23 protein-coding genes are annotated in these 24,762 nt (G+C 73.3%); 12 read left to right on the forward strand and 11 right to left on the reverse strand.

The window, feature by feature from the left end:
• Window positions 1-73 precede the first annotated feature (73 nt).
• From Q7L73_RS05550 to Q7L73_RS05585, 8 genes are read right to left on the reverse strand one after another with little or no spacing between them, the layout of a single operon-like run.
• Window positions 74-1,123, reverse strand: coding sequence for an SIS domain-containing protein (locus Q7L73_RS05550; protein WP_304686630.1), 1,050 nt, complete (start codon window positions 1,121-1,123; stop codon window positions 74-76).
• Window positions 1,120-2,217, reverse strand: a complete 1,098-nt coding sequence (locus Q7L73_RS05555; RefSeq protein ID WP_304686631.1) for an ABC transporter ATP-binding protein — start codon at window positions 2,215-2,217, stop codon at window positions 1,120-1,122. Before Q7L73_RS05555 ends, Q7L73_RS05550 begins: the two co-directional genes overlap by 4 nt.
• A 4-nt stretch (window positions 2,218-2,221) precedes the next feature.
• Window positions 2,222-3,040 (reverse strand): carbohydrate ABC transporter permease, encoded by an 819-nt coding sequence (locus tag Q7L73_RS05560; RefSeq protein ID WP_304686632.1) that lies wholly within the window; start codon window positions 3,038-3,040, stop codon window positions 2,222-2,224.
• Entirely contained in the window at window positions 3,037-3,942 is a 906-nt protein-coding gene (locus tag Q7L73_RS05565) for a carbohydrate ABC transporter permease (RefSeq protein WP_304686633.1), read from the reverse strand. The genes Q7L73_RS05560 and Q7L73_RS05565 overlap by 4 nt, the downstream gene beginning before the upstream one ends.
• Before the next feature lie 3 nt (window positions 3,943-3,945).
• A complete protein-coding gene (locus Q7L73_RS05570) occupies window positions 3,946-5,295 on the reverse strand; it encodes an extracellular solute-binding protein (RefSeq protein WP_304686634.1) in 1,350 nt (449 codons plus the stop codon).
• On the reverse strand, window positions 5,292-6,218 hold the full coding sequence (locus Q7L73_RS05575; RefSeq protein ID WP_304686635.1) for a carbohydrate kinase family protein: 927 nt from the start codon (window positions 6,216-6,218) through the stop codon (window positions 5,292-5,294). Before Q7L73_RS05575 ends, Q7L73_RS05570 begins: the two co-directional genes overlap by 4 nt.
• Entirely contained in the window at window positions 6,215-7,564 is a 1,350-nt protein-coding gene (locus Q7L73_RS05580) for a 6-phospho-beta-glucosidase (RefSeq protein WP_304686636.1), read from the reverse strand. Before Q7L73_RS05580 ends, Q7L73_RS05575 begins: the two co-directional genes overlap by 4 nt.
• Entirely contained in the window at window positions 7,561-8,307 is a 747-nt protein-coding gene (locus Q7L73_RS05585; protein ID WP_304686637.1) for a DeoR/GlpR family DNA-binding transcription regulator, read from the reverse strand. The genes Q7L73_RS05580 and Q7L73_RS05585 overlap by 4 nt, the downstream gene beginning before the upstream one ends.
• Before the next feature lie 278 nt (window positions 8,308-8,585).
• On the opposite strand from Q7L73_RS05585, the gene Q7L73_RS05590 reads away from it, so the two are divergent.
• From Q7L73_RS05590 to Q7L73_RS05625, 8 genes are all read left to right on the forward strand, one after another.
• Window positions 8,586-9,596, forward strand: coding sequence for a LacI family DNA-binding transcriptional regulator (locus tag Q7L73_RS05590; protein ID WP_304686638.1), 1,011 nt, complete (start codon window positions 8,586-8,588; stop codon window positions 9,594-9,596).
• 216 nt (window positions 9,597-9,812) lie between these two features.
• Window positions 9,813-10,787 carry a sugar phosphate isomerase/epimerase gene (locus Q7L73_RS05595; protein ID WP_304687250.1) on the forward strand — a complete coding sequence of 325 codons (975 nt, stop codon included), beginning with the start codon at window positions 9,813-9,815 and terminating at the stop codon, window positions 10,785-10,787.
• Window positions 10,784-11,839: an inositol 2-dehydrogenase gene (iolG, locus tag Q7L73_RS05600; protein ID WP_304686639.1), complete on the forward strand. Its 1,056-nt coding sequence runs from the start codon at window positions 10,784-10,786 to the stop codon at window positions 11,837-11,839. The genes Q7L73_RS05595 and iolG overlap by 4 nt, the downstream gene beginning before the upstream one ends.
• Window positions 11,836-12,819, forward strand: coding sequence for a 5-dehydro-2-deoxygluconokinase (gene iolC / locus Q7L73_RS05605; RefSeq protein ID WP_304686640.1), 984 nt, complete (start codon window positions 11,836-11,838; stop codon window positions 12,817-12,819). Before iolG ends, iolC begins: the two co-directional genes overlap by 4 nt.
• Window positions 12,816-14,753: a 3D-(3,5/4)-trihydroxycyclohexane-1,2-dione acylhydrolase (decyclizing) gene (gene iolD / locus Q7L73_RS05610; RefSeq protein WP_304686641.1), complete on the forward strand. Its 1,938-nt coding sequence runs from the start codon at window positions 12,816-12,818 to the stop codon at window positions 14,751-14,753. The genes iolC and iolD overlap by 4 nt, the downstream gene beginning before the upstream one ends.
• Complete coding sequence (gene iolB / locus Q7L73_RS05615) at window positions 14,743-15,597, forward strand: 5-deoxy-glucuronate isomerase (protein ID WP_304686642.1); 855 nt, start codon at window positions 14,743-14,745, stop codon at window positions 15,595-15,597. The genes iolD and iolB overlap by 11 nt, the downstream gene beginning before the upstream one ends.
• Complete coding sequence (locus Q7L73_RS05620) at window positions 15,594-17,102, forward strand: CoA-acylating methylmalonate-semialdehyde dehydrogenase (protein WP_304686643.1); 1,509 nt, start codon at window positions 15,594-15,596, stop codon at window positions 17,100-17,102. Before iolB ends, Q7L73_RS05620 begins: the two co-directional genes overlap by 4 nt.
• Window positions 17,102-17,980, forward strand: a complete 879-nt coding sequence (locus Q7L73_RS05625) for an aldolase (protein ID WP_304686644.1) — start codon at window positions 17,102-17,104, stop codon at window positions 17,978-17,980. The genes Q7L73_RS05620 and Q7L73_RS05625 overlap by 1 nt, the downstream gene beginning before the upstream one ends.
• A 22-nt stretch (window positions 17,981-18,002) precedes the next feature.
• Here the strand turns inward: Q7L73_RS05625 and Q7L73_RS05630 are convergent, their stop codons facing one another.
• The gene (locus Q7L73_RS05630) at window positions 18,003-19,094 is read right to left on the reverse strand and encodes a citrate synthase 2 (protein WP_304686645.1); all 1,092 of its coding nucleotides are present in this window, start codon (window positions 19,092-19,094) and stop codon (window positions 18,003-18,005) included.
• 109 nt (window positions 19,095-19,203) lie between these two features.
• On the opposite strand from Q7L73_RS05630, the gene Q7L73_RS05635 reads away from it, so the two are divergent.
• The 4 genes from Q7L73_RS05635 (at window position 19,204) to Q7L73_RS05650 (ending at window position 22,590) form a co-directional block, all read left to right on the forward strand.
• Entirely contained in the window at window positions 19,204-20,631 is a 1,428-nt protein-coding gene (locus tag Q7L73_RS05635) for an amidase (RefSeq protein WP_304686646.1), read from the forward strand.
• A 41-nt stretch (window positions 20,632-20,672) separates the two neighbouring features.
• Window positions 20,673-21,680, forward strand: a complete 1,008-nt coding sequence (locus tag Q7L73_RS05640) for a hypothetical protein (RefSeq protein WP_304686647.1) — start codon at window positions 20,673-20,675, stop codon at window positions 21,678-21,680.
• Complete coding sequence (locus Q7L73_RS05645; RefSeq protein WP_304715503.1) at window positions 21,677-22,243, forward strand: hypothetical protein; 567 nt, start codon at window positions 21,677-21,679, stop codon at window positions 22,241-22,243. The genes Q7L73_RS05640 and Q7L73_RS05645 overlap by 4 nt, the downstream gene beginning before the upstream one ends.
• Window positions 22,244-22,326: 83 nt before the next feature.
• Window positions 22,327-22,590: a ferredoxin family protein gene (locus Q7L73_RS05650; RefSeq protein WP_304686649.1), complete on the forward strand. Its 264-nt coding sequence runs from the start codon at window positions 22,327-22,329 to the stop codon at window positions 22,588-22,590.
• Window positions 22,591-22,641: 51 nt separating this feature from the next.
• Here Q7L73_RS05650 and Q7L73_RS05655 read toward each other — a convergent pair whose 3' ends face one another.
• Both Q7L73_RS05655 and Q7L73_RS05660 read right to left on the reverse strand, forming a co-directional pair.
• The gene (locus Q7L73_RS05655; protein WP_370552348.1) at window positions 22,642-23,811 is read right to left on the reverse strand and encodes an Mrp/NBP35 family ATP-binding protein; all 1,170 of its coding nucleotides are present in this window, start codon (window positions 23,809-23,811) and stop codon (window positions 22,642-22,644) included.
• Between the two features lie 183 nt (window positions 23,812-23,994).
• The gene (locus Q7L73_RS05660; protein ID WP_304686651.1) at window positions 23,995-24,741 is read right to left on the reverse strand and encodes a hypothetical protein; all 747 of its coding nucleotides are present in this window, start codon (window positions 24,739-24,741) and stop codon (window positions 23,995-23,997) included.
• Window positions 24,742-24,762 lie beyond the last annotated feature (21 nt).

Below are 24,762 nucleotides of genomic sequence, written 5' to 3' on the forward strand. Positions count from 1 at the left end.
CGAACATCCATGAACGACGAACAGCGCGGCAATGTGAGCCGCGCTGTTCGCGCTGGGGGTTCAGGAGGGCCCCTCAGGCTGCGGAGGTGACCTTGCGCAGGTGGCGCGGAGAGCCCGGATCGAGGCCCTTCGCATGCGCAAGCGCGACCGCGAACAACTGGCCCGGCAGGACCGACAGCAGCGGCGCCAGGAAGGCGTCCGGGACCGGCGGCACGGGCAGCAGGTGGTCGGCTCCCTCCAGCTCGTCGGCGGCCGGGCCGGAGGCGACGACCGGCGCACCGGCCGCACGTGCGCGGGCGGCCGCCTCGCGCACCGCCGGCAGCGTCCCGTCGCGGGCCGCGACGAGCCAGACCGGCAGCGTCGCGTCGAGCGCGGCGACCGGCCCGTGGGCCATCGCCGTCGCCGACATCGCCTTCGCGCCGACGTAGCAGACCTCGGTCAGCTTCAGCGCGATCTCGTAGGCGGTCGCCAGCTCCAGGCCGCGCGCCGACAGGTACATCCGCTGCGCCGGCGCGAGCGCCGCCGCGACCGGCTCGACCTGTGCGTCGAGCCGCGGCAGCAGCGCCTCGGCGACGCCCGCGACGCCGGCCAGCCCGTCGGCGACGGCGGCGCCGCGGCCGGCGACGTGGCCGGCCAGCAGCGCGAACAGCGCGAGCGTGCCGGTGTAGGTCTTCGTCGCCGCGATCGAGCGCTCGACGCCGGCGCCGATCGCCAGCACGTGGTCGGCCGCGGCGGCGAGCGAGGAGTCGGCGCCGTTGGTGATCGCGAGCGTCGTCGCGCCGTCGGCGCGCGCCGCTCTCAGCCAGGCGACGACGTCGGGCGTCTCGCCCGACTGCGATATGCCGATCGCCAGCTCGCCCGGCCGCGCCGCCGGCAGGCCGTAGTAGAGCGGCAGCGAGATCGAGTCGCGCACGACCGTCCAGCCGCAGACGATCCGCAGCACGTAGCTGGCGTAGATCGCGGCGTGGTCGGAGGTGCCGTGGCCGGCGATCCGCACCAGCGTCGGCGGCGGCGCGGTCAGCGCCGCCGCCGTCGCGGCGATCTCCTCCTCACGCGCGAGCAGGTCGCGCCAGACCTGCGGCTGCTGCGCGATCTCGGCGCGCAGGACCTCGGCGGGGCTCACGGTCTGATCGCCTTGCCCGAGTCGACGTCGAAGAAGCGCAGCCCGCGCGGCGCCAGCCCGAAGCTGAACGGGTCGCCGGGCAGCAGCGTCGCGCGGCCGGTGTGGTGGACGACGACCTGCGAGGGCTCCTCGCCGGCGCCGTCGACGTTCACGCCGACGAACGTCTCGCGGCCGAGCGCCTCGACCCACGCGACCTCGCCGTGGACCGGCCCGGCGAAGCCGTTGCGGCCGTCCTCGGTCGCCGCCGCGCACTCCGGCCGCACGCCGACGACGACCTCCGCCGGCAGCCCGGCGACGCCCGGCAGCAGCACGTCGATCGCGCCGCAGCGCAGCCGCGTGCCGTCTCCCTCGGCCTGCGCCGCGGCGGTGAAGAAGCTCATCGCGGGCGAGCCGATGAAGCCGCCGACGAAGACGTTGGCGGGATGCTCGTACAGCTCCTCGGGCGTGCCGACCTGCTCCAGCACGCCCTCGTTCATGACCGCGATGCGGTCGCCCATCGTCATCGCCTCGACCTGGTCGTGGGTGACGTAGACGGTCGTCGTGCCGACCTCCTGCTGCAGCCGCTTGATCTCGCCGCGCGTGCGCGTGCGCAGCTTCGCGTCGAGGTTCGACAGCGGCTCGTCCATCAGGAAGACCTGCGGGTCGCGCACGAGCGCGCGGCCGAGCGCGACGCGCTGCGCCTGGCCGCCCGACAGCTGACTCGGCTTGCGCTCGAGGTAGCGCTCGATGTCGAGCGAGGCGGCCGCCTTGCGGACGCGCCCGTCGATCTCGTTCTTCGGCGTCTTGCGCCGCTTGAGCCCGAACGCGAGGTTGTCGTAGACCGTCATCTGCGGATAGAGCGCGTAGTCCTGGAAGACCATCGCGATGTCGCGCTCGCCGGGCGCGACCTGGTTGACGACGCGGTCGCCGATCCGCACCTCGCCGGCGCTGATCGACTCCAGCCCCGCGAGCATCCGCAGCGCGGTCGTCTTGCCGGAGCCGGAGGGGCCGACGAGGACCATGAACTCGCCGTCGGCGATGTCGAGCGAGAGGCTGCTGACGGCGACGACGCCGTCGTAGCGCTTCTGCACGTCGGTGAATCTGACAGCTGACATTTCCCTATCCCTTGACGGCGCCGGAGACCATGCCCCGGATGAAGTGGCGCTGGAGGAAGACGTAGAGGACGACGACCGGGGTCGCCACGATCACGGCGCCTGCCGCCAGCAGCGACAGGTCCGAGGAGTTGCGGCCCTGGAAGAAGGAGAGGCCCAGCGGCGCCGTCCGCAGGCCCTCGTCACTGACCATCACGAGCGCCAGCAGGAACTCGTTCCAGGTCCACATGAACAGCAGCAGGCACATCGTCAGGACGGCCGGCTTGGCGAGCGGCAGCAGCACGCGCCACAGCGTCAGCCAGCTCGACGCGCCGTCGATCCGCGCGGCCTCCACGAGCGAGCGCGGCACGGCGCGGAAGAAGGTCCGCATCCAGAAGGTGCCGAACGCGACCGAGGTGCCGATCTGGGGCAGGATCAGCGCCCAGTAGGTGTTCGTCAGGCTGAGGTCGCGGAAGTCGTAGTAGAGCGGGACGACGATCGCCTCGGTCGGCACCATCAGGCCGAGCAGGATCACGTAGAAGAGCGTGTCCGAGCCGCGGAAGCGCATCAGCCCGAAGGCGTATCCGGCCATGATCGAGAGCAGCGACGAGACGCTCACGACGACCGCCGCCACGATCACCGACGACTTCAGGTAGGAGCCGAAGTTGCCCTGGTCCCAGGCGTCGGCGAAGTTGCCGGGGTGGATCCCGTCGAAGTGGCCGAAGCCGGCGCCGCCGCCCGGGTCCTGCAGCGCGGTGAAGACGATCCCGACGATCGGCAGCAGCGCGATCAGCGAGAAGATGCCGAGGATCGTGTACGTCGTCGCCTGTTCGCGGCGGCTGGTCATCTGGCACCTCGGTCGGCGAAGCGGTTGATGCAGAACGTGATCACGAAGATGATCGCGACGAGCGTGATCCCGATCGACGAGGCCGAGCCGACCTTGCCGGTCAGGAACGCGCGGTCGTAGACCTGGAAGGCGGGGACCGAAGTGGAGTCGCCCGGCCCGCCCTTCGTCGTGATGTAGATGAGGTCGAAGTTGCGCAGCGCGGCGATCGTCGTCAGCGTCAGCGCGACGGCGATCTCACCCCGCAGCGCGGGCAGCGTGACGGCGAAGAACTCGTGGATCGCGCTGGCGCCGTCGACGCGCGCGGCGTCGTAGAGCGAGCGCGGGATCTTCTGCACGCCGGCCGTCAGCAGCACCATCGCGAGGCCGTACCAGACCCAGGTGCCGACGAGGCCGACGGCCGGCAGCGCGACGTCGAAGTCGCCCAGCCACGACTTCGCCAGCCCGCCGAGCCCGATCGCGCGCAGCGTCTCGTTCAGCGGGCCGTTGCCGGGGTCGTAGATCATCCGCCACATCACCGCGACGACGACCATCGCGACGACCTGCGGCAGGAACAGCACGACGCGGAAGAAGGTGAAGCCGCGCACCTGCACGCGCGCGACCGCGCCCGCCAAGAGCAGGCCGATCAGCACGGGCAGGACCGCGTAGAAGACGATCAGGACCAGCGCGTGCACGAACGACGAGCGCAGCTGCTCGTCGGACAGCACGTCGCCGTAGTTGGCGAAGCCGACCCATCTGCCCGCCGTCACCCCGTCCCACTCGAACAGCGACAGCCAGAAGCTGTGTCCGAGCGGGGCGAGGACGAACAGGGCGAACAGCACGAAGGCCGGCGCCAGGTAGAGGTAGCCGATGCGCCGCGGCTCACCGGGCGAGCGGTCGACGACCTTGGTGAGCCGCGGCGCCATCGATCAGCCGGCCTTGGAGGCGTCGACCTTCTGCTGGACGCCGGTCGTGAACTGCTCCGGCGACTGCTTGCCGGCGAGCATCTCCTGGATCGCGCCGCCGAGGTCGTCGCCGAACGTCGGCGTCGTGTAGTCGAGGTACGGGATCAGGCCGTCGGCCTCGCCGAGCGCTCTCCAGGCCTCCGCGACCTCGGTCGGCAGCCCGGGGGTGGCGGCCGGCGTCGGCAGCTTCATCGCGGCGAGGTTGTCGGTCTCCGTCAGCACTCTGGCGGCGTTCTCGTCGGTCAGGAAGTCGATGTAGGCGGCCGCCACGTCGGGGTTCTTCGACTTCGACGTGACCGTGAACGGCAGCGACTCGCCGCCGAGCGCGACCGGCTCGCCGCCGGCCTCTCTGCCCGGCATGACCATGAAGCCGACGTCGTCGCCCATCTGTCTGGCGAGGTCGGCGACCAGCCACGTGCCGGCGATCAGGAAGCGGCCTCTGCCCTTCGCGAACTGCTGCCAGGCGGGGTCGTAGCCGACGCCGTTGAAGTCAGGCGTGAAGTAGCCCTTTCTGGCCCACTCCTGGATCTTCGCGGCGCCGTCGGTGAAGCCGGCGCTGTCGAATCTCGCGCCGTCCTTCTGGAAGGTGAAGTCACGCACCTCCTGTTTGTCGGCGACCTGGCCGAGCACGGTCTCGTACTCGTGGATGCCAGGCCACTTGTCGAGGTTGCCGAACTGGATCGGGACCTCGCCCGCGCTCTTGGCCTCCTCCAGCTGCGCCTCGAACTCGTCGAGCGTTCTCGGCAGCTCTCTGACGAGTCTCTTGTTGTAGAAGACGCCGACGATCTCGCCCATCTGCGAGAGGCCGTACAGCTCGCCCGTGCCGAAGGTGGTGCCGTCCGGCTCGAAGCGGTTGAGGTCGATCAGCAGGCTCGGGTAGCGCGACTCCCAGTCATAGACTCTGGCGTAGTCGTCCATCGGCCGCAGCAGTCTCGCTCTGACCAGCTGGCCCATCACGCCGAGGCCCTGGTTGGCCTCGACGACGTCAGGCGCGTCGGGGCCGGAGACCGCCAGCTTCAGCGTCGTGTTGAGGTCGTCGAACGACTTCGCGACGCGTCTGATCTTGACGTTCGGGTACTTCGCCATGAACTGCTTGTTCAGCTCTCTGATCTGTGCCGCCTGGCCGCCGCGGACCTCCTGGTCCCAGACGGTCAGCGTCACGTCACCCGCGGCCGCGACGTCCGGCGCTCTCGACGCCGTCGTCGCCGGGGTGGTGGAGCCGCTGTCGCTGCTCTCGCCCGGCGTGCCGCAGCCGACCGCCAGCGTCGCGACGCCGACGACGGCCAGTGAGCCCAGCCATCTCGCTGCCTTCATTGCGATCCTCCCAGGATCTCCGTGGACGCATCGGGCGGCAACGCCAGCCCGCGCTTCGTGCCCGCGCGTGCGAGCGTGGGGAACGTCTGCGCGCCGGCCACCGCAGTGGGGACGCGCACTGACAGGGCCGCCGCGAGGCAGGCCCACTGCAGTCGCTGCGCGGGATCGGCCCCGCGCAGCTCCGACCAGATGTAGGTCGCGGTGAAGAGGTCGCCCGCGCCGGTCGTGTCGACCGCCTCGACGGCGACGCCGTCGGCGGTGATCAGCGTCTCGCCCTCGACGGCGAGCGCGCCGTCGGCGCCGAGCGTCACGACGACGCGGGGAATGCTTCTGGCGAGCGTGCGAGCGGCGACGACGGGGTTGCTCGCGCCGGCCAGCAGCGACGCCTCGCGCGCGTTGACGATCAGCGCGCGGGCGCTCGTGAGCGCCGCGGGCAGGTCGCCGCTGGCGGCCTTGGGCGCGAGCGCACGGGCATCGGCGTCACCGAGCGTGACGTAGAGCGGGACGCCGGGCGGGGCGCAGCGCAGCCGCGTGCCGCCGAGCACGACCGCCTGCGGGGCGAACGCGGCGATGTCGGCGGGCTCCAGCGGCTCGTCCGGCTGGAAGGTCGCCATCGCCCGCTCGCCGCCCCACGGCAGCACCGCCGTCACCGGCGTGCGCTCGACCGTGCGCTCGCTGAAGGCGACGCCCTCGGCGCGCAGCGCGGCGCGCAGCAGGTCGCCCTCGGCGTCAGCGCCGAGCGGCGTCGCGAGGGCCGTCTTCAGCCCCAGGCGCGCGGCGCCGATCGCGACCGTCGCGCCGCCGCCGGGGGTGCGCAGCAGGTCGTCGGCATGCCGCTCCTCGCCCGGACCGGGCAGGCCGTCGAGGCCCGCGAAGGTCAGGTCGAGGAAGGCGGGATCGCCGCAGACGAGCTCGACGCTCACGCTCTGAACGCCTCCGCCAGGCCCGGGAGCCGCTCGCAGTAGCCGTCGAATATCTCGCGCGCCGTCGTCACCGAGGGGACGAGCGGGTGCAGCGCGAGCGCGCGGATCGCCTGTCTGCGCGAGCCGGAGAGGGCGGCGTCGATCGTCGTGCGCTCGACGTCCTTCATCGTCTCCACGAGCGCGCGCGCGTGCGGCTGCACCTCGCCGACCGCGATCGGCACCGGGCCGGTGCGGCCGACGACGCACGGCACCTCGACGACGGCGCGCTCGTCGAGGAACGGCAGCGCCGAGCGGTTGGCCGTGTTGAGGATCTGGACCGACTGCGAGTTGAGCGCGATCGCCTCCAGCACCGCCATCGCCTCGACCTCGTAGCCGCCGTTGTCGTCCTCGTCGTGGAGGTGGTCGTGCCCGTCGCCGGCGGCGCTGCGGGCCTCGGCCATGTAGGTCCGCTCGCGATCGTGGCGGGTCTGCCGCCACTGGTCCAGCGCCTGCGTCGGCGGCTGCTCGCCCTCGGCGTAGAAGGCGCTCTGCTGACGCAGCAGGAAGGTGCCGCGCGAATCCTCGCTCTCGCGGATCGCGTTGACCGTGTCGGCCGCGTAGTAGAAGTAGTAGAGGTACTCGTTCGGCACCATCTCCAGCGAGCGCAGCCAGTCGCCGCCGAACAGGCGGCCCTCCTCGAAGGTGCTGAGGCGCTGGTCGCTCTCCAGCAGCTCCGGCAGCAGGTTGCGCTGGTGGTCGCGCACGCCCTGCAGCCAGCCGAGGTGGTTGAGGCCGAAGTAGTTGAACCAGAGGTCCTTCGGCTCGCGGTCGAGCGCGCGGGCGACGCGGCGCAGCAGGCCGGCGGGCGAGTCGCAGATGCCGATCGCGCGGTCGCCGAGCAGCTGCTGGACGGCCTCGGTGACCATGCCGGCGGGGTTGGTGAAGTTGATCAGCCAGGCGTTCGGCGCGTGCTGCGCGATCGTTCTCGCCAGCTCCATCATCACCGGGATCGTCCGCAGCGCGAAGCAGAGGCCGCCGGGGCCGGTCGTCTCCTGGCCGAGCACGCCGAAGCCGAGCGGGACGCTCTCGTCGACGACGCGGCCCTCGAGCTGGCCGACGCGGATCGCGCACAGCACGAAGTCGGCGCCCTGGATCGCGTCGGTCAGGTCGGTCGTGGAGCGGAACGGCAGCTGCACGCCCTTCTCCAGCGCGAGCCCGGAGAGGACCGGCGCGATCCGGTCGAGCCGCTGCTGCTCGACGTCGTGCAGGACCAGCTCGTCGATCCCGAGCCGGTCGCGCAGGCCCAGCAGCGCGGTGTAGACCAGGGGCACCCGGAATCCCCCGCCGCCGACGATCGTGACTTTCATGCGATGGTTACCTCGATTCCGGCGTCTTCGATGGCCGCGCGACTCGTTGCCGGGATGTCCGCGTCGGTGACGATGTGGTGGAGTGCGTCGGCGCCGCAGATGCGGACGGCGCCGTTCATCGAGAACTTCTCTGCGTCGGCCAGCAGCACGACCTCCGCGGCGGCGGCGATCATCGCCCGCTTGATCGGGACCTCGACCATCGTCGTGTCCCAGACCGAGAGGTCGGGGGCGATGCCGCTGGTGCCGATGAAGGCCATGTCGACGTTGAGCTGTCTGATCGAGTCCTCCGCCAGCACGCCGACCAGCGACAGGTAGTTGCGGCGGACGAGGCCGCCGGAGAGGATCAGCTCGACGTCGGGGTCGGCGCGCAGCTCGTCGTAGACGGCGAGGCTGCTGGTGACGACGGTGACGTCGCGGCCGCGCAGGTGGCGCGCGACCATCAGCGTGGTGGTGCCGATGTCGATCATCACCGTCTGGCCGTCGCTGACGAGCGCGGCCGCGGCGGCGCCGATGCGCTGCTTGACGCCCTGCCCGCGCTGCGCGATCTCCTCGAACGGCCGCTCGGGGACGCTGTCGACGGCGCCGCCGTGGACGCGCTCGAGCTTTCTCTCGCGGGCGAGCGCGCGCAGGTCGCGGCGGACCGTCATCTCGGAGACGTCGAACTGCCGCGCAAGCTCGGAGACGTGCGCGGTGCCGGCGCGGACGGCCTGCAGGATCGCCTGTCGACGCTGAGCGGGGACCATCGTGCTCAGCGGCCCCGATGTGCGTTCTTGTGGTACGCGGACGCGCTCACCTGGCGCGGCGCCGCGCTCTGCGCGCAGCAGTATTCCGCCGTGACGGCGGGCGTTGTGCGACCTGCTCTCACGTGCTCTCCATCCCGCCGGGGGGACCGGCGCTCTCACAGCGAGCGACAAGCTATCACAGAATCAAACACACTCGTGTGCGAATTTGTTCCGGCCTGTGACAGCGCGAAATGACGGCCGTCGGTGCGGTCGCGGAAGCGCCTATGGTTCCCGCAGCGATGCCGGCCAAACCGACGCGCCAACCGACGATGGACGACGTGGCGCGCGAGGCCGGCGTCTCCCGCGCGCTCGTCTCGCTCGTCTTCCGCGACAGCCCGAAGGTGAGCGCGAGACGGCGCGAGCGCGTGCTCGCGGCAGCGGCCGCGATCGGCTACCGGCCCAACGCGATGGCGCGCTCGCTCGCCTCGCGCCGCACGCAGACGGTCGGCGTGATGCTGAACGACCTCGCCAACCCCTTCTTCGCCGACATCGCCGGCGGGATCGAGGCGCTCGCCTCGCAGGCCGGCTACCGCGTGCTGCTGGCGACCAGCGGCCGCAGCCCGCGGCGCGAGCGGACGCTGCTGGAGACGCTGCTGGAGCACCGCCCCGACGGCCTCATCATCGTCTCCCCGCGGATGCCCTCGAAGGAGATCGCCGACGTCGTCGCGGACGCGCCGACGGTCGTCACCAGCCGCCGCCTGCGCGGCGAGCCGATCGACTCCGTCGCGACCGACGAGGCGCTCGGGGCGCGGCTGGCGGTCGAGCACCTGGCCGCGCTCGGCCACGAGCGGATCGTCCACGTCGACGGCGGCAGCGGCGCCTCCGCCTCCGGCCGCCGCTCCGGCTACAGGCGGGCGATGAGAGCGCTCGGCCTGGCTGACCACGCCCGCGTGCTGGCGGGCGAGTTCACCGAGCAGTCGGGCGTCGAGGCGGCGGCGGCGCTGCTGCGCGAGCGAACGCTGCCGACGGCCGTCTTCGCCGCCAACGACCTGCAGGCGACCGGCCTGCTCGACGGCTTCACGCGTGCCGGCGTGCAGGTCCCGGGCGACCTCTCGCTGATCGGCTTCGACAACACCTTCCTGGCGGGGCTGGAGTACATCTCGCTGACGACCGTCGACCAGCCGCGCCACGAGATGGGCCGGCTGGCGCTGGAGCTGCTGCTGGAGCGGATCGACGGCCGGACGGCGCAGGTGCAGACGCGGATCGAGCCGACGCTCGTCGTCCGCCGCACGACCGGCCCGGCGCGCTAGCTAGCCCGCCACCCGCCCCGCCGTCCGACGGCGGCTCTTGACGCATCCGGCCCGATGTGGGCATAGTGAAAGGCGCGGTTGGAGCGCTCTAATTCGGTCTCGGAGGCTCCGCACACCGCTCGGCGGCGATGCTCGGCAACGGCTCGCCGCCTTCGCAAGCGTTGAAATTGGAGCGCTCTAATTCCAGAGCGCATCGGAAGGGATCCGGCGGTGAGCATGGTGGACGGAGGAGCGGGGAAAGGACGAGCGGGACTGGCGAGAGTCGCCGGCGCGCCGATCTCGTGGGGCGTCTGCGAGGTGCCCGGCTGGGGCGCGATGCTGCCGCCCGAGCGGGTCTTCGCAGAGATGGCGCAGCTCGGCATCGGCGCGACCGAGCTGGGGCCGCTCGACGACTGGCTGCCGCTCGACGCGGAGGCGATCCGCGCCGCGCTGGCGCCGCACGCGCTGACGCTCGTCGGCGGCTTCGTGCCGCTCGTGCTGCACGAGCAGGACCCGGCGCCGGCGCTCGCGCGCGCCCGCCAGGTCGCGACGACGATGGCCGCCGCCGGCGCCGACACGTTCGTGCTCGCGATCGTCGGCGCGGAGGACTGGACGCTCCCCGAGCGGCCGCTCGACAGTGCCGGCTGGCAGCGGCTCGGCAGCCACGTCGACGCCGTCGCGGAGCTGACCGCGGCGCTCGGGCTGCAGACCGTCATCCATCCCCACGTCGGCACGCTCGTCGAGCAGGCCGAGCAGGTCGACGCGCTGCTGGCGACCACGAGCGCCGGCTGGTGCCTGGACCCCGGCCACCTGCTGATCGGCGGCGTCGACCCGCTGGCGTTCGCGCGCGACCATTTCGAGCGCGTCGCGCACGTCCACCTGAAGGACGTCGACCGCGCCGTCGCGGCGCGGCTGAACGCGGGCGAGCTGTCGCTGATGCAGGCCGTCCAGGCCGGCCTCTTCCGCCCGCTCGGCCGCGGCGACGCCGGGATCGAGCCGCTCGTGCGGCTGCTCGCCGAGCGCGGCTACGACGGCTGGGCGGTGCTGGAGCAGGACACCGCGATCAGCGGCCCCGAGCCGGCCCCCGGCAGCGGCCCGATCGGCGACGTGATCGCCAGCCTCGCCTTCCTCGACGGGCTCGGCGCGGGCGCGTCGGGCGCCGACGCCGACGGGCTTGGCGCAAGCGCGGCGACCGCGGAGGCGATCCGATGAGCGCCGGGGAGCTGCGCGTCGGCGTGCTCGGCACCGGCCGCATCGGCACGATGCACGCCGAGCTGCTGCACCGCCGCGTCGCGGGCGCGCGCGTGACGCGCGTCCACGACCTGCACGAGCCGGCCGCGCGAGCGCTCGCGAGCGCGCTCGGCGGCGGCGTCACGGTCGCCGAGTCCAGCGACGAGCTGCTCGCGGCCGCCGACGTCGACGCGGTCGCGATCTGCACCAGCACCGACACCCACGTCGGGCTGATCGTCGCCGCCGCGCAGGCCGGCAAGGCGATCTTCTGCGAGAAGCCGATCTCGCTCGACCTGGCCGAGATGGACGCCGCGCTGGCGGCCGTCGAGCAGGCCGGCGTGCCGTTCCAGATCGGCTTCAACCGCCGCTTCGACCCGGCCCACGCGTCGGTCCGCCAGGCGGTCGCCGACGGCACGATCGGCGAGCCGCAGATCGTCCGCATCTCCAGCCGCGACCCCGAGCCGCCGCCGCTGGACTACGTCCGCGGCAGCGGCGGGATCTTCCTCGACATGACGATCCACGACTTCGACATGGCGCGCTTCGTGACCGGCAGCGAGGTCGTCTCCGTCAGCGCCCAGGGCGCGCTGCGGATCCGGCCCGAGTTCGCCGAGGCCGGCGACGTCGACACCGCCGTCGTGACGCTCGAGCACGCCAACGGCTGCCTGACGACGATCGACAACAGCCGCCAGGCGAGCTACGGCTACGACCAGCGCGTCGAGGTCCACGGCTCGCGCGGGATGGCCGCCTCGGAGGATCCGCGCGCCCACACCGGCATCGTCCGCACCGCCGCCGGCGAGCACGCGCCGTCGCTGCCGCACTTCTTCATCGACCGCTACACGGCCGCGTACCTCGCCCAGTGGCAGGCGTTCGTGAGCGCCGTCAGCGACGGCCGCACGCCGGCGGTGACCGCCGCCGACGGCCGCGCGCCGCTGGCGATCGGGCTGGCCGCGGGCAGGTCGCTGCGCGAGCGGCGGCCGGTCGCGATCGCCGAGATCGAGGACGAGCACCGCGCCGCGATCGGCGGTGCGGCATGAGCACGTTCGACCTGATCGCGCTCGGCCGCATCGGCGTCGACCTCTACCCGCAGCAGAGCGGCGTCGGGCTGGCGGAGGTCGAGACGTTCGCGAAGTCGCTCGGCGGCTCGCCGTCGAACGTCGCCGTCGCCTGCGCGCGGCTGGGCGATCGCGCCGCGATCGTGACGAAGGTCGGCGACGACCCGTTCGGCCCGTACGTGCGCAGAGCGCTGTGGGGCTTCGGCGTCGACGACCGCTTCGTCGGCACCGACCCGAGACTGCGCACGCCGATCACCTTCTGCGAGCTGCATCCGCCCGACCACTTCCCGCTGCTGTTCTACCGCGAGCCGAGCGCGCCCGACCTGCAGCTGACCGAGGCCGACCTCGACCTGGAGGCGATCCGCGCCGCGCGGATCGTCTGGACGACGGGCACCGGCCTGTCGCAGGAGCCGAGCCGCTCGACCACCCTCACCGCGCTGCGCGAGCGGCGCGAGGGGAGCGCCGACGCGCTGACGATCCACGACCTCGACCACCGGCCGATGTTCTGGGCCGACCCGGCCGAGGCGACCCGCTGGGCGCGCGAGGCGCTGCAGTACGCGACCGTCGCGGTCGGCAACCGCGAGGAGGTCGAGGTCGCCGTCGGCACGCGCGACCCGCAGGCGGCCGCCGACGCGCTGCTGGAGCTGGGCGTGCGCGTCGCGATCGTCAAGCGCGGGCCGGAGGGGACGCTCGTGGCCACGCGCGAGCAGCGCTGGGAGATCCCGCCGACGCCGACCGAGGTCGTCTGCGGCCTCGGCGCCGGCGACGCCTTCGGCGGCGCGCTCTGCCACGCGCTGCTGGCCGGCTGGGAGATCGACAGATGCGTGCGGTTGGCGAGCGCCGCCGGCGCCTACGTCGCCGGCAGGCTGGCCTGCGCCGACGCGATGCCGGACCGCGACGCGCTGCTCGCCTTCGCCGGGCCCGCGCTCGACGGCGACGCCGCGCGAGAGGCCGCCCGATGAGCGCCACCGTCCGCCTCACCGTCGCCCAGGCGCTCGTCCGCTTCCTCGCCGCGCAGCACGTCGAGCGCGACGGCGAGCGCACGCGCTTCTTCGCCGGCTGCTTCGGCATCTTCGGCCACGGCAACGTCGCCGGCCTCGGCGAGGCGCTGCTGGCCAGCCGCGGCGAGCTGCCGTACCGCGCCGGCTTCAACGAGCAGGCGATGGTCCACGTCGCCGCCGGCTACGCGCGCCAGCACGACCGGCTCGCGACCTACGCCGTCACGACCTCGGTCGGCCCCGGCGCGACCAACCTCGTGACCGGCGCGGCGCTGGCGACGATCAACCGCCTGCCGGTGCTGCTGCTGCCCGGCGACACGTTCGCGACGCGCCGGCCGCACCCGGTCCTGCAGCAGCTCGAACGGCGCGACGACGGCACCGTCTCGGTCAACGACGCGCTGCGCCCCGTCTCGGCCTACTTCGACCGGATCGTGCGGCCGGAGCAGCTCGTGCCGGCGGCGCTGGAGGCGATGCGGGTGCTGACCGACCCGGCCGAGACCGGCGCCGTCACGCTCGCGTTGCCGCAGGACGTGCAGACCGAGCTGGTCGAGGTGCCGGCGGCGTTCCTGGCGCCGCGCACCTGGCTGATCCAGCGCCAGCCGCCGGCGCCCGAGGGCGTCGCGCGCGCGGTCGCGCTGATCAAGGCGGCGAAGCGGCCGCTGATCGTGGCCGGCGGCGGCGTGATCTACTCGCGCGCGGCGACCGCGCTGAGCGAGTTCGTCAGCGCCAGCGGGATCCCCGTCGGCGAGAGCCACGCCGGCCGCGGGGCGCTCCCCTCCGACCACCTGGGCGCGCTCGGGGCGATCGGCGCGACCGGCTCCGCCGCCGCCAACCGGCTCGCGGCAGAGGCCGACCTCGTGATCGGCGTCGGCACCCGCTGGAGCGACTTCACGACCTCGTCGAAGAGCGCCTTTCAGGATCCCGGCGTCCGCTTCGTCAACGTCAACGTGCAGGCGTTCGACGCCGCCAAGCACGCCGGCGTGCAGCTCGTCGGCGACGCGCGCGTGACGCTCGACGCGCTCACCCGCGCGCTCGCCGGCCACCGCGCCGACGGCGCCTGGACGGCCCGCGCCGAGCAGGAGCGGGAGGCGTGGGGCGCGGAGGTCGCGCGGCTGGTCGCCCCGAGCGCCGGCGGCGGCCTCCACCAGGCGGCCGTGATCGGCGCCGTCAACGACTCCGCCGGCGAGAGCGGCGTCGTCGTGCAGGCGGCCGGCTCGCTGCCGGGCGACCTGCACAAGCTGTGGCGCGCCCGCGACCCGCGCGGGAAGGGCTACCACGTCGAGTACGGCTACTCGTGCATGGGCTACGAGATCCCGGGCGCGATCGGCGTCAAGCTGGCCGCGCCCGAGCGGCAGGTGTTCGCGCTCGTCGGCGACGGCTCGTACCTGATGCTCTCGGGCGAGCTGGTGACGGCCGTCGCGCAGAGAACGCCGATCGTGCTGGTGCTGGTGCAGAACCACGGCTACGCCTCGATCGGCGCGCTCTCGCGCTCGCTCGGGATCGCCGGCTTCGGCACCCACCACCGCGCCGAGGCCGACGACGCGCCGCCGGTGCTCGACGCCGCCGACGGCGACGCGCTCGCCGCCGAGGCCGCCGACGCCGCCCCGCTGCCGGTCGACCTCGCCGCCAACGTCGCGTCGCTCGGCGTGCCGGTCACGCGCGTGACGACGATCGAGCAGCTGCGGGCGGCGCTCGCAGCGGCCGCGGACGCCAAGGGGCCGGTCGCGATCCACGTCGAGGTCGCCCGCTACGGCAACGTCGGCGGCTACGACGGCTGGTGGGACGTGCCGGTGGCGGAGGTCTCCGAGCGCGCCGAGGTGCGCGCCGCGCGCGAGCGCTACGAGCAGGAGCGGGGCCGGCAGCGGATCTATCTGGAGGGCGGGACCGATGAGCAGTGAGATCCTCGTGCGGCCGCAGGCCGACCCGGCCCGCGACGGCACCTTCATGACGGTCACGCCGGAGAGCGCCGGCTGGACGTACGTCGGCTTTGAGGCGCTGTCGCTGAGCGCCGGCCAGAGCGCCCGCCGGCCGCTCGACGGGCGCGAGTGCTGCGTCGTCGTGATCGCCGGCCACGTGCACGTGCGCGGCGCCGGTGAGCAGTGGGCCTCCGTCGGCGGCCGGCCCGACCCGTTCTCCGGCACGCCCGACGCGGTCTACCTGCCGCCCGGCGGCGAGCTGGAGCTGACCGGCGCCGACGGCGGCGCCGAGGTCGGCCTCTGCTTCGCGCCTGCACCGAACGGCGGCGTCGCCGCACGCCGCATCGCCGCCGCCGACGTGCCCGCGACCAGACGCGGCTACGACCGCCACGAGCGGATCGTCCACGACGTGCTCATGGTCTCCGACGCGGCCGAGTCGCTGCTCGTGACCGAGGTGATCACGCCGTCGGGCAACTGGTCGTCCTACCCGCCGCACAAGCACGACCGCGACGCGCTGCCGGAGGAGTGCCTGCTGGAGGAGACCTACTACCACCGCGTCACGCCCTCCGACGGCTTCGGCATCCAGCGCGTCTACAGCGACGACCGCACGCTCGACGAGACGGTCGCCGTCCACGACCGCGAGCTGGTGCTCGTGCCGCGCGGCTACCACATGGTCGCGGCGCCGCCCGGCGTCGCCCTCTACTACCTCAACGTGATGGCGGGACCGGTCCGCACCTGGGCCTTCCAGGACGACCCGGCGCTGGCCTGGACGCGCGCCGACGGCGCCACCACCGACCTCCCGATCCCGAAGGAGCACCGCTCGTGACGAGCACCACCCCCGAGCTGCGCACGCTCGACAACTACGTCGGCGGCGCCTGGACGCCGGCGAGCGTGAGCGAGACGCTCGACGTGATCGCCCCCGCCAGCGGCGCGCCGCTGGCGCGCGTGCCGCTGAGCGCCGCCGCCGACGTCGACGCCGCGGTGAGCGCGGCGCGCGCCGCGCTGCCGGCGTGGCGCGACGTCAACGTGATCGAGCGCGCGCGGCGGCTGTTCAGGCTGCGGGAGCTGCTCGTCGCGCGGCAGGAGGAGCTGGCCCGCTCGGTCACCGCCGAGATGGGCAAGACGCTCGCCGACGCGCGCGCCGAGGTCGCCCGCGCGATCGAGATGGTCGAGGCGGCGACGGCGATCCCGACGACGATGCAGGGGCGGATCCTGGAGGACGTCTCGCGCGGGATCGACGCCGAGACGATCCGCCAGCCGGTCGGCGTCTGCGCCGCGATCGCGCCGTTCAACTTCCCGATGATGGTGCCGTTCTGGTTCCTGCCGTTCGCGATCGGCTGCGGCAACGCGTTCGTGCTGAAGCCCTCCGAGCAGGTGCCGATGACGCAGCAGCTCGTCTTCGAGCTGCTGCACGAGCTGGAGCTGCCGGCGGGCGTCGTCAACCTCGTCAACGGCGGCAGAGACGTCGTCGAGGCGCTGCTGGACCATCCCGGCATCGACGCGATCTCGTTCGTCGGCTCGGCGCCGGTCGCGAAGCTCGTCTACGAGCGCGCCGCCAAGACCGGCAAGCGCGTGCAGGCGCTCGGCGGCGCGAAGAACCACATGGTCGTGATGCCCGACGCGGTGATCGACAAGACCGTCTCCGGCCTGATCGGCTCGGCCTTCGGCGCCGCCGGCCAGCGCTGCATGGCGGGCTCGGTCGTCGTCACCGTCGGCGAGGCGCACGAGCGGCTGCTGGAGCCGCTGGTCGCGGCGACGCGCGCGCTGACCGTCGGCGACGGCGCCGACGCGCAGAGCGACGTCGGCCCGGTGATCTCGTGCGCCGCGCGCGACCGCATCGCCGGCTGGATCGACAGCGCCGCCGCGGAGGGAGCAGAGGTCGTGGTGGACGGCCGCGAGGGTCTCGACGGCCTGCCCGACGGCGGCTCCTTCCTCGGCCCGACGATCCTCGACGGCGTCACGCCGCAGATGCCGATCGCGCAGGAGGAGGTGTTCGGGCCGGTCCTGACCGTGATCCGCGCCGAGACGCTCGACGAGGCGATCGCGATCGTCAACGCCAGCCGCTTCGGCAACGGCACCTCGATCTTCACCGAGTCCGGCCCGGCCGTCCGCCGCTACCGCCACGACGTCGAGGCCGGCATGGTCGGCGTCAACATCGGCGTCGCGGCGCCGGTCGCCTTCTTCCCCTTCTCGGGCTGGAAGGACTCGTTCCTCGGCGACCTGCACGCGCACGGACCCGACGCGGTCGACTTCTTCACCCGCAAGAAGACCGTCACGAGCCGCTGGTTCGGCGACGGGCAGGGCACCGGCAGCTACTTCGTGGAGCAGTGATGAGCGTCGCGATCGAAGACCTGACGACGACGCGGCTGCGCCGCCCCGACGCGATCGCGGCCGCGGCCGCGGCGCGCGTGCGGCCGCAGACGCTGGTGCCGGCGAGCGGCAGGCTGCTGATCGTCGCCGCCGACCATCCGGCCCGCGGCGCGCTCGGCGCCGGCGCCCGCGGCGCGGCAATGGCCGACCGCGCCGAGCTGCTGCGGCGGCTGGCGGCGGTGCTCGCCGACCCGCGCGTCGACGGCGTGCTCGGCACGCCCGACGTGCTCGAGGACCTGCTGCTGATGGGCGCGCTCGACGGCAAGCTGCTGGTCGGCTCGATGAACCGCGGCGGCCTGCAGGGCGCGTCGTTCGAGATCGACGACCGCTACACGGCGTTCACGCCGCAGTCGCTCGACGCGCTCGGCTGCGAGGCCGGCAAGCTGCTGCTGCGGATCGACTACGACGACCCGGCGACCGCGAGCGCGCTGGAGCAGGCGTCCGCGGCGATCTCCGCGCTCGCCGAGCGCGGACTGATCGCAATGGTCGAGCCGTTCCTGTCGACCCGCCGCGACGGCCGCGTCGTCAACGAGCTGACGGCCGACGCGATGGTGAAGGCGATCTCGGTCGCCGCCGGCCTCGGCGCGACCTCCAGCCGCACCTGGCTGAAGGTGCCGTGGGTCGAGGGCGTCGAGCGCGCGCTGGCGGCGACGACGCTGCCGTGCCTGCTGCTCGGCGGCGAGGTCAGCAGCGACGCGCAGGCGACCTACGCGCGCTGGGCGGCCGCCTTCGAGCAGCCGGCGACGCGCGGCCTCGTGCTCGGCCGCTCGCTGCTGTTCCCGGCCGACGACGACGTCACCGCCGCGCTCGACGCGGCGGCCGCGATCGTCGCCGGCTGAGCCGCCGTTCCCCCGCCTCGCGCTACTCGACCGAGTCGCGCGAGCGCGGGGCCGGGCCGACGTACTTGGCGGAGGGCCGGATCAGCCGGCCCTCGCGCTTCTGCTCGAGGATGTGCGCCGACCAGCCGGCCGTGCGGGCGCAGGTGAAGAGCGGCGTGAACAGCTGCGCCGGCACCTCCGCGTAGTCGAGCACGACCGCCGACCAGAACTCGACGTTGGTCGCCAGCACGCGGTCGGGCTTGCGTGCCTGCAGCTCCCCAAGCGCCGCCTTCTCCAGCTGCTCGGCGACCTCGGCGCGGCGCGAGCCCAGCTCCATCGCCGTCCGCCGCAGCACGCGGGCGCGCGGGTCCTCGGCGCGGTAGACGCGGTGGCCGAAGCCCATCAGCCGCTCGCCGCGGTCGAGCGCCGCCTTGACCCACTTGTCGGCGTCGCCGAGCTGCTCGACCTCGTCGAGCATCTGCAGCACGCGGCTCGGCGCGCCGCCGTGCAGCGGGCCCGACAGCGCGCCGACGGCGCCCGACAGCGCGGCAGCCGCGTCGGCGCCGGTCGAGGTGATCACGCGCGCGGTGAAGGTCGAGGCGTTGACGCCGTGCTCGGCCGCGGAGATCCAGTAGGCGTCGATCGCCTTCGCGTGGTCGGGGTTGGCCTCGCCGCGCCAGCGCAGCAGGAACCGCTCCGGGATCGTCGTCGCCTCGTCGATCGTCGCCTGCGAGACCGGCGGCAGGCCGATCCCGCGCGCCGACTGGGCGACGAACGAGAGCGCCATCACGGAGGCGCGCGCGAGCTGGTCGCGCGCTCTCTCGTCGGTCTCGTCGATCAGCGGCTGGAAGCCCCACTCGGGCGCGAGCATCGCCAGCGCCGACTGCACGTCGACGCGCGGATCGCCGGAGCGGACGCTGAGGCCGTGCGGCTCGGCCGGCGGCAGGCCGGGCTTGAACCTGCCGTCGACGAGCAGGCCCCAGACCTGCTCGAACGGGACCGCGCCGACCAGCTCCTCGATGTCGACCCCGCGGTAGCGGAGCGCGCCGCCCTCCTTGTCGGGCTCGGCGATCTCGGTCGCGAACGCGACGACCCCCTCGAGGCCGGACTTGACGTCGGTGTCGGCAGCGGTCATCTCAACTCCAGTTCGCGATTCGGGGCCGGGTGCCGTGAGGCGACCGTCACGTTAGCGCGCGCGACCCCATAGGCTGCCGGGCACGCCCCCGTTCCGAAGGAGCCCGTCCGTGTCCGACCTCCTCTTCCGCCCGATCCACGAGCTTGCGGCCCTGGTCCGCAGCGGCGAGCTGAGCGCGCAAGAGCTGGTCGGCGCCTCGTTGGAGCGGATCGACGCGCTCGACGGCCAGATCAACGCGTTCACGCACGTCGACCACGAGGGCGCGCTCGCGACGGCCGCGCAGATCGGCCGCGACGACCCGCGTCCGTTCGCGGGCGTGCCGATCGCGATCAAGGACAACCGCCCGGTCGCCGGCATGCCGCTGACGCTCGGCTCGAAGCTGATGAACCTGACGCCGCCGTTCGACGCCGTCTTCGTGCAGCGGCTGCGCGCCGCCGGCTTCGTGATCGTCGGCAAGACCGCGCTGCCGGAGTTCGGGATCCTGCCCAGCACCGAGTCGGTCCGCAACGGGCCGACGCGCAACCCGTGGGACCTCTCGCGCACGCCCGGCGGCTCCTCCGGCGGCGCCGCGGCGGCGGTCGCGACCGGGATGGTGCCGATCGCGCACGGCAACGACGGCGGCGGCTCGATCCGCATCCCCGCCGCCTGCTGCGGCCTCGTCGGGCTCAAGCCGGCGCGCGGCCGCATCACGCTGGCGCCGGTCGAGGGCGAGTCGTTCCTCGTCAACGACGGCGTGCTGACGCGCACCGTCGCCGAGACCGCCGCCGTGCTCGACCTGCTCGCCGGTCCTGAGCCGGGCGACGCCTCATGGGCGCCGGCGCCGTCGGAGCCGTTCGCGCAGACGGCCGCGCGGGCGCCCGGCAGGCTGCGGATCGGCGTGACGCTGACGCCGCCGCTGACGACGGTCGAGATCGACCCGCTCGCCGCCGCCGCCGTCGAGGAGGCGGTCGCGCTGCTGCGCGAGCTCGGCCACGAGGTCGAGGAGATCGACCCGCCGTGGGTCGTCGACGGGCTGTTCGACCTGTTCGCCGCCGCCTTCGGCCCGGCGGTCGCCTCGGCGATCGTCTTCGCCGGCACGCTCGCCGGCCGCGAGCTGACCCCCGACGACATGGAGCCGCTGTCGTGGCTGCTGTGGGAGCAGTCGCAGAGACTCGGCTCGGCTCACTACATCGCGGCGATCGGCCAGTTGCAGGCGCTCGCGCGCACGCTCGTCGCCGCGACCGCCGACTACGACGCGGTGCTGACGCCGTCGCTGGCGCAGCGGCCGGTGGAGATCGGCACGCTCTTCGGCGGCGGACCGGACCCGGCCGCGACCTTCCGCCGCTCGGGCCAGTTCACGCCGTTCACCTCGATCGCGAACGTCACCGGCCAGCCGGCGATCTCGGTCCCGCTCAGCCACGGCGACGACGGCCTGCCGACGGGCGTCCACTTCTTCGGGCGGCCGGCGCAGGAGGGTCCGCTGCTGGCGCTGGCGGCGCAGCTGGAGGCGGCGCGGCCGTGGGCCGATCGGCGCCCCGACACGGCGGCTGTCGGATAACCGGCTGTCAGCCGCCCGCGGAGACTGCTTGAATCGCGGCCATGTTCCGGCGCAAGCAGGACGACGACGATCCGTTCGCCGCGCTCAAGGAGGCCAACGCGCGCGGCGAGACGCGGATCTCGACCGGCGGGCCCGCGCCCGCCGACCCGTCGGGCGGCGGCAGTGCGAGCGCGGGCGACAGCGGCCCGCCGCGCCCGAGACCGGAGCCGATCGTGCTCGGCGGCTCCGGCGACGGCGCGCCGTCCGGGGTGCCGGGCACGCCGAAGCGGCGTCGCAACGGGCCGCTGGTGCTGCTGACGCTCGTCGCCTCGGTCGCCGCCGCCGGCGCGCTCGTCGTCCTCTCCGACAGCCCGGCCGACACCGCCTCCGAGCGCGGCTGGTTCCGCGAAGGCGGTTCCGAGACCGGCTCGGGAACGGACGGCGGCGGGAAGCAGGGCGGCGAGAAGCAGGGCGGCGGCACGCCGGCCGAGCGCGTCGACCTCGTCCAGCCGACGGGCTTCGGCTCCGCGCTCTCGCTGATCGAGCGCAGACTGCGCGGCGGCGAGCGGGTCTGGCTGCTGCGCGTCGCGCGCGACCGCGTCAACGCGCTCACGCGCCTGCGCAACGGCGACCAGCGCTCGATCGACGTCGCCGCTGACCTCAGCACCCGCGTCACGGACTCCGGCTCGGCCGGTTCGCACAAGGGGATGCCCGTTCAGCAGATCTCGGCGTTCGCGCCCTCGCTGGCGACCCGCAACGCCGCCGCCAAGGCCGGCATCAGCACCCGCAAGCTCGACTACCTGGTGATGACGACGCCGTTCATCGCGGGCGACAAGGCCGACTGGCAGATCTTCTTCAGAGGCGTCTCAGAGCGCGACAGCCACTTCTCCGCGAGCCTCGACGGGCGCACCGTCAGACGTCCCGGCGAGCAGTCGACGACGACCTCGACGCTGAGAATCACGACCAACGGGCGCACGCGCACGATCAGCGGCGCGCAGGCGCAGCGGATCAGCGCCTGCATCCGCCGCGCCGGCGGCGACGGCGCCCGCATCCGGCGGTGCCTGCCGTGAGGTACTGGCTCACCACGCTGCTCGGGATCGCGCTCGCCTCGGCCGCGGTCGCCGTCGTCGCCTGGTGCACGCGCGCGCTCGTCGAGCACAGCCTCTGCACGTCCGACAACCAAGAGCTGGCGTGCACGACCGAGCCGCGCACGCTCGCGATCGCGATCGGCGTCTGCATCGTGCTCGTGATCCCGTTCGCGTCGGCGATCTTCATGCTGCGCTCGAACCCGCGCGGCACGCCGCTCGGCGCGCTCGCGCTCGGCCTCGCGCTCTGCGCCGCCGGCGGCGCCGGGCTCTACGCCGGGATCCGCGCCCCGACCGCGTCGAACATCGAGACGGCCGGCATCATCGTCGGGAGCGTGCTGCTGTCGATCGGCCCGATCATCCTCATCTTCGGGATGATCGGGACCGGCCGGCGGCCGGACGCCCCGAGAGGGTTCGCGGCCGGCACGCCGATCCCCGCCGGCCTCAGCGTCGACCTGACCAAGCAGGGCTTCGGCCAGCTCGCGGAGCTGCTGTCGCAGCTGCCCGAGGCGCAGCGCAGAGCGGGCGGGAGCCCGAGAGGCAGATAGGCGAGCCGCGCCGGCCGCCCGCGCGCGGCCGTATGATCACTCGGCTTCATGCTTCAACCCACGTCGCAAAGAGGGAACCGCTCATGGCCTATGTGATCGCCGAGCCGTGCATCGGCGCAAAGGACACGTCCTGCGTCGAGGTCTGCCCGGTCGACTGCATCCACCCCACTCCGGACGAGCCCGACTACGACAGAGCCGAGATGCTCTTCATCGATCCGGAAGAGTGCATCGACTGCGACGCCTGCGTCGAGGCGTGCCCCGTGGACGCGTGCTTCGCGGAGGACCAGCTGCCTGAAGAGTGGTCCCACTTCGCGGACCTCAACGCCAGATATTACGCCGGCAAGTAGGCCTTCCCGGCGCAGGTGGCGCGCCCCGCGCGGGGCGCGCCGAAGCCGCTGCTAGGCCATCGGGAGGGACATTCCGACGGGTCTCGGCGGGATGACGTCCAGCGACGGGAGCGAGGGGGCGACCGTCTGCATCACCGGCAGCGCGACCGGGGTCAGGGCGATCAGGCCGCGGGCGACCTCGCGGACGGCCTTGGCGGCCGGGTCCTCGGGGTCGGCGACGACGAGCGGGGTGCCGGCGTCGGCCTGCTCGCGCAGCGGCATCGTCAGCGGGACCTGGCCGAGCAGCGGGACGCCGAGCTCGTCGGCGAGCAGCTGACCGCCGCCCGCGCCGAAGATCTCGAACCGCTCGGCGCCGGGGGTGACGAAGCCGGACATGTTCTCGACCACGCCGGCGATCTCGAGTCTGACCTTGCCGGCCATCTCGGCCGAGCGACGAGCGACCTTCTGGGCGACCGGCTGCGGCGTCGTGACGAGCAGGAATCTCGCGTCCGGCAGCAGCTGGGCGAGCGTCATGCCGACATCGCCGGTGCCGGGCGGCAGGTCGACCAGCAGGTAGTCGAGCGCGCCCCAGTCGACGTCCTCGAGGAACTGCTGCAGCGCCTTGTGCAGCATCGGGCCGCGCCAGACGACGGCGGCGTCCTCCTCGATGAAGAAGCCGATCGACATCACCTTGATGCCCTCGTGCGCCTCGGGCGGGACGATTCTGCGCTCGCCGTTGACCTTCGGGCGGGTCGCGCCGAGGCCGAACATGCGCGGCTGCGAGTAGCCCCACACGTCGGCGTCGAGGACGCCGACCTTCTTGCCCTCGGCCGCCAGCGCGGCGGCGAGGTTGGCGGTCACCGACGACTTGCCGACGCCGCCCTTGCCGGAGCCGACGCAGATCACGTTCTCGACCTGCGCGAGCGCACCGGAGGGCAGCGGGCCGCCGCGGCCGAGCTTGCGCTGCAGGTTGCCCTTCTCCTCGTCGGAGAGGACGTCGAAGCTGACGTTGACGCCGGCGACCCCGTCGAGCGCCTTGACCGCGTTCGCGACGCCGGTCTGGAAGTGGCTGCGGATCGGGCAGCCGGGCGTGGTGAGCGACACCATCACGTCGACGACGCCGTTGTCGTGGACGTCGATCGAGCGGACCATCTCCAGCTCCACGATGTCCTTGCGCAGCTCCGGGTCGATGACGGCGCGGAGCGCCTCGCGGATCTGATCTCTGGTCGGCATGACCACCATTGTGACAGGCTTGTGCGCCTGGACTGGCGGCGTGGCACGTCTGCCCCCGGACAGCCGCCGGGGCGCCGTTAAGCGCCCCGGGCGGTTGAGGGAGGAGAGGGTGCGTCATCCGCCGGTGGTGGTCCGGCGAACCCCTGCCGCTGATGCCCTCCCAGACATCTGCGGATGAAGTCGATCGGGGGCTCAGGCGACCTTGTTGAGGCGCTCCTGCACGCTCCCCACGAGTCTCTTGCCCGCCTCGACGCGGTTCTGAACCACATTCTCGACGCGATCGCGCACCGGCTCGACGCGCTGACGCAGCGGCTTGACGCGATCCTGCAGCTCGCCGACGCGGCCGTCGAGCACTCTGCGCGCCTCGGCCCGCTGGTGCTCGAAGCCGCGACGGGCCTCTCTCGCCTGTCTCTCGGCGCGCACGCGCGAGTGGCGCACCTCGCGCTCGAGGCGGCTGCGGGTTCTGCGCAGGTCGCGCTCGATCTCGGTGCGGGCTCTGCCGCCGCGCCGCTCGAATCTCTTCAGCTGTCTGTCGAGCGCTCTCGGCGAGCTGGTCGCGGCGCGGAAGCCGTCGAGCGCGCCGGTCGAGTTGGAGACGAGCGTGTCGACGGCGTCGACGACGAGGTCACGCGCCTCCAGCGCGACGCCGATCGGGATCAGCACGACGCGCTCGGCGAGCTGCTGCGCCTGCGCGATCGGCGTCGTGGCGACCGGCTCGCGGGTCGTGCCGACGGTCGTTCTGGTCGAGCGTCTGGCGGCTCTTCTCGCTCGCGCTCTCGGCGCTCTGCGTGCTCTCGCTCTCGGCGCTCTGCGTGCTCTCGCGGCTCTGCGCGGTCTGGCGGCGGCTCTCGGCGCTCTGGCGGCCGGCGCTCTCGCAGCAGCGGCGGGGGTGGCGGTGGCGGTCGCGGTCGGTCTCGCGGTCGTGTCGTTCGTGGCCATCGAGGAACGGCTCCTTGCGAT

The organism is Conexibacter sp. CPCC 205762 (assembly GCF_030646155.1).
GTDB lineage: Bacteria > Actinomycetota > Thermoleophilia > Solirubrobacterales > Solirubrobacteraceae > Conexibacter.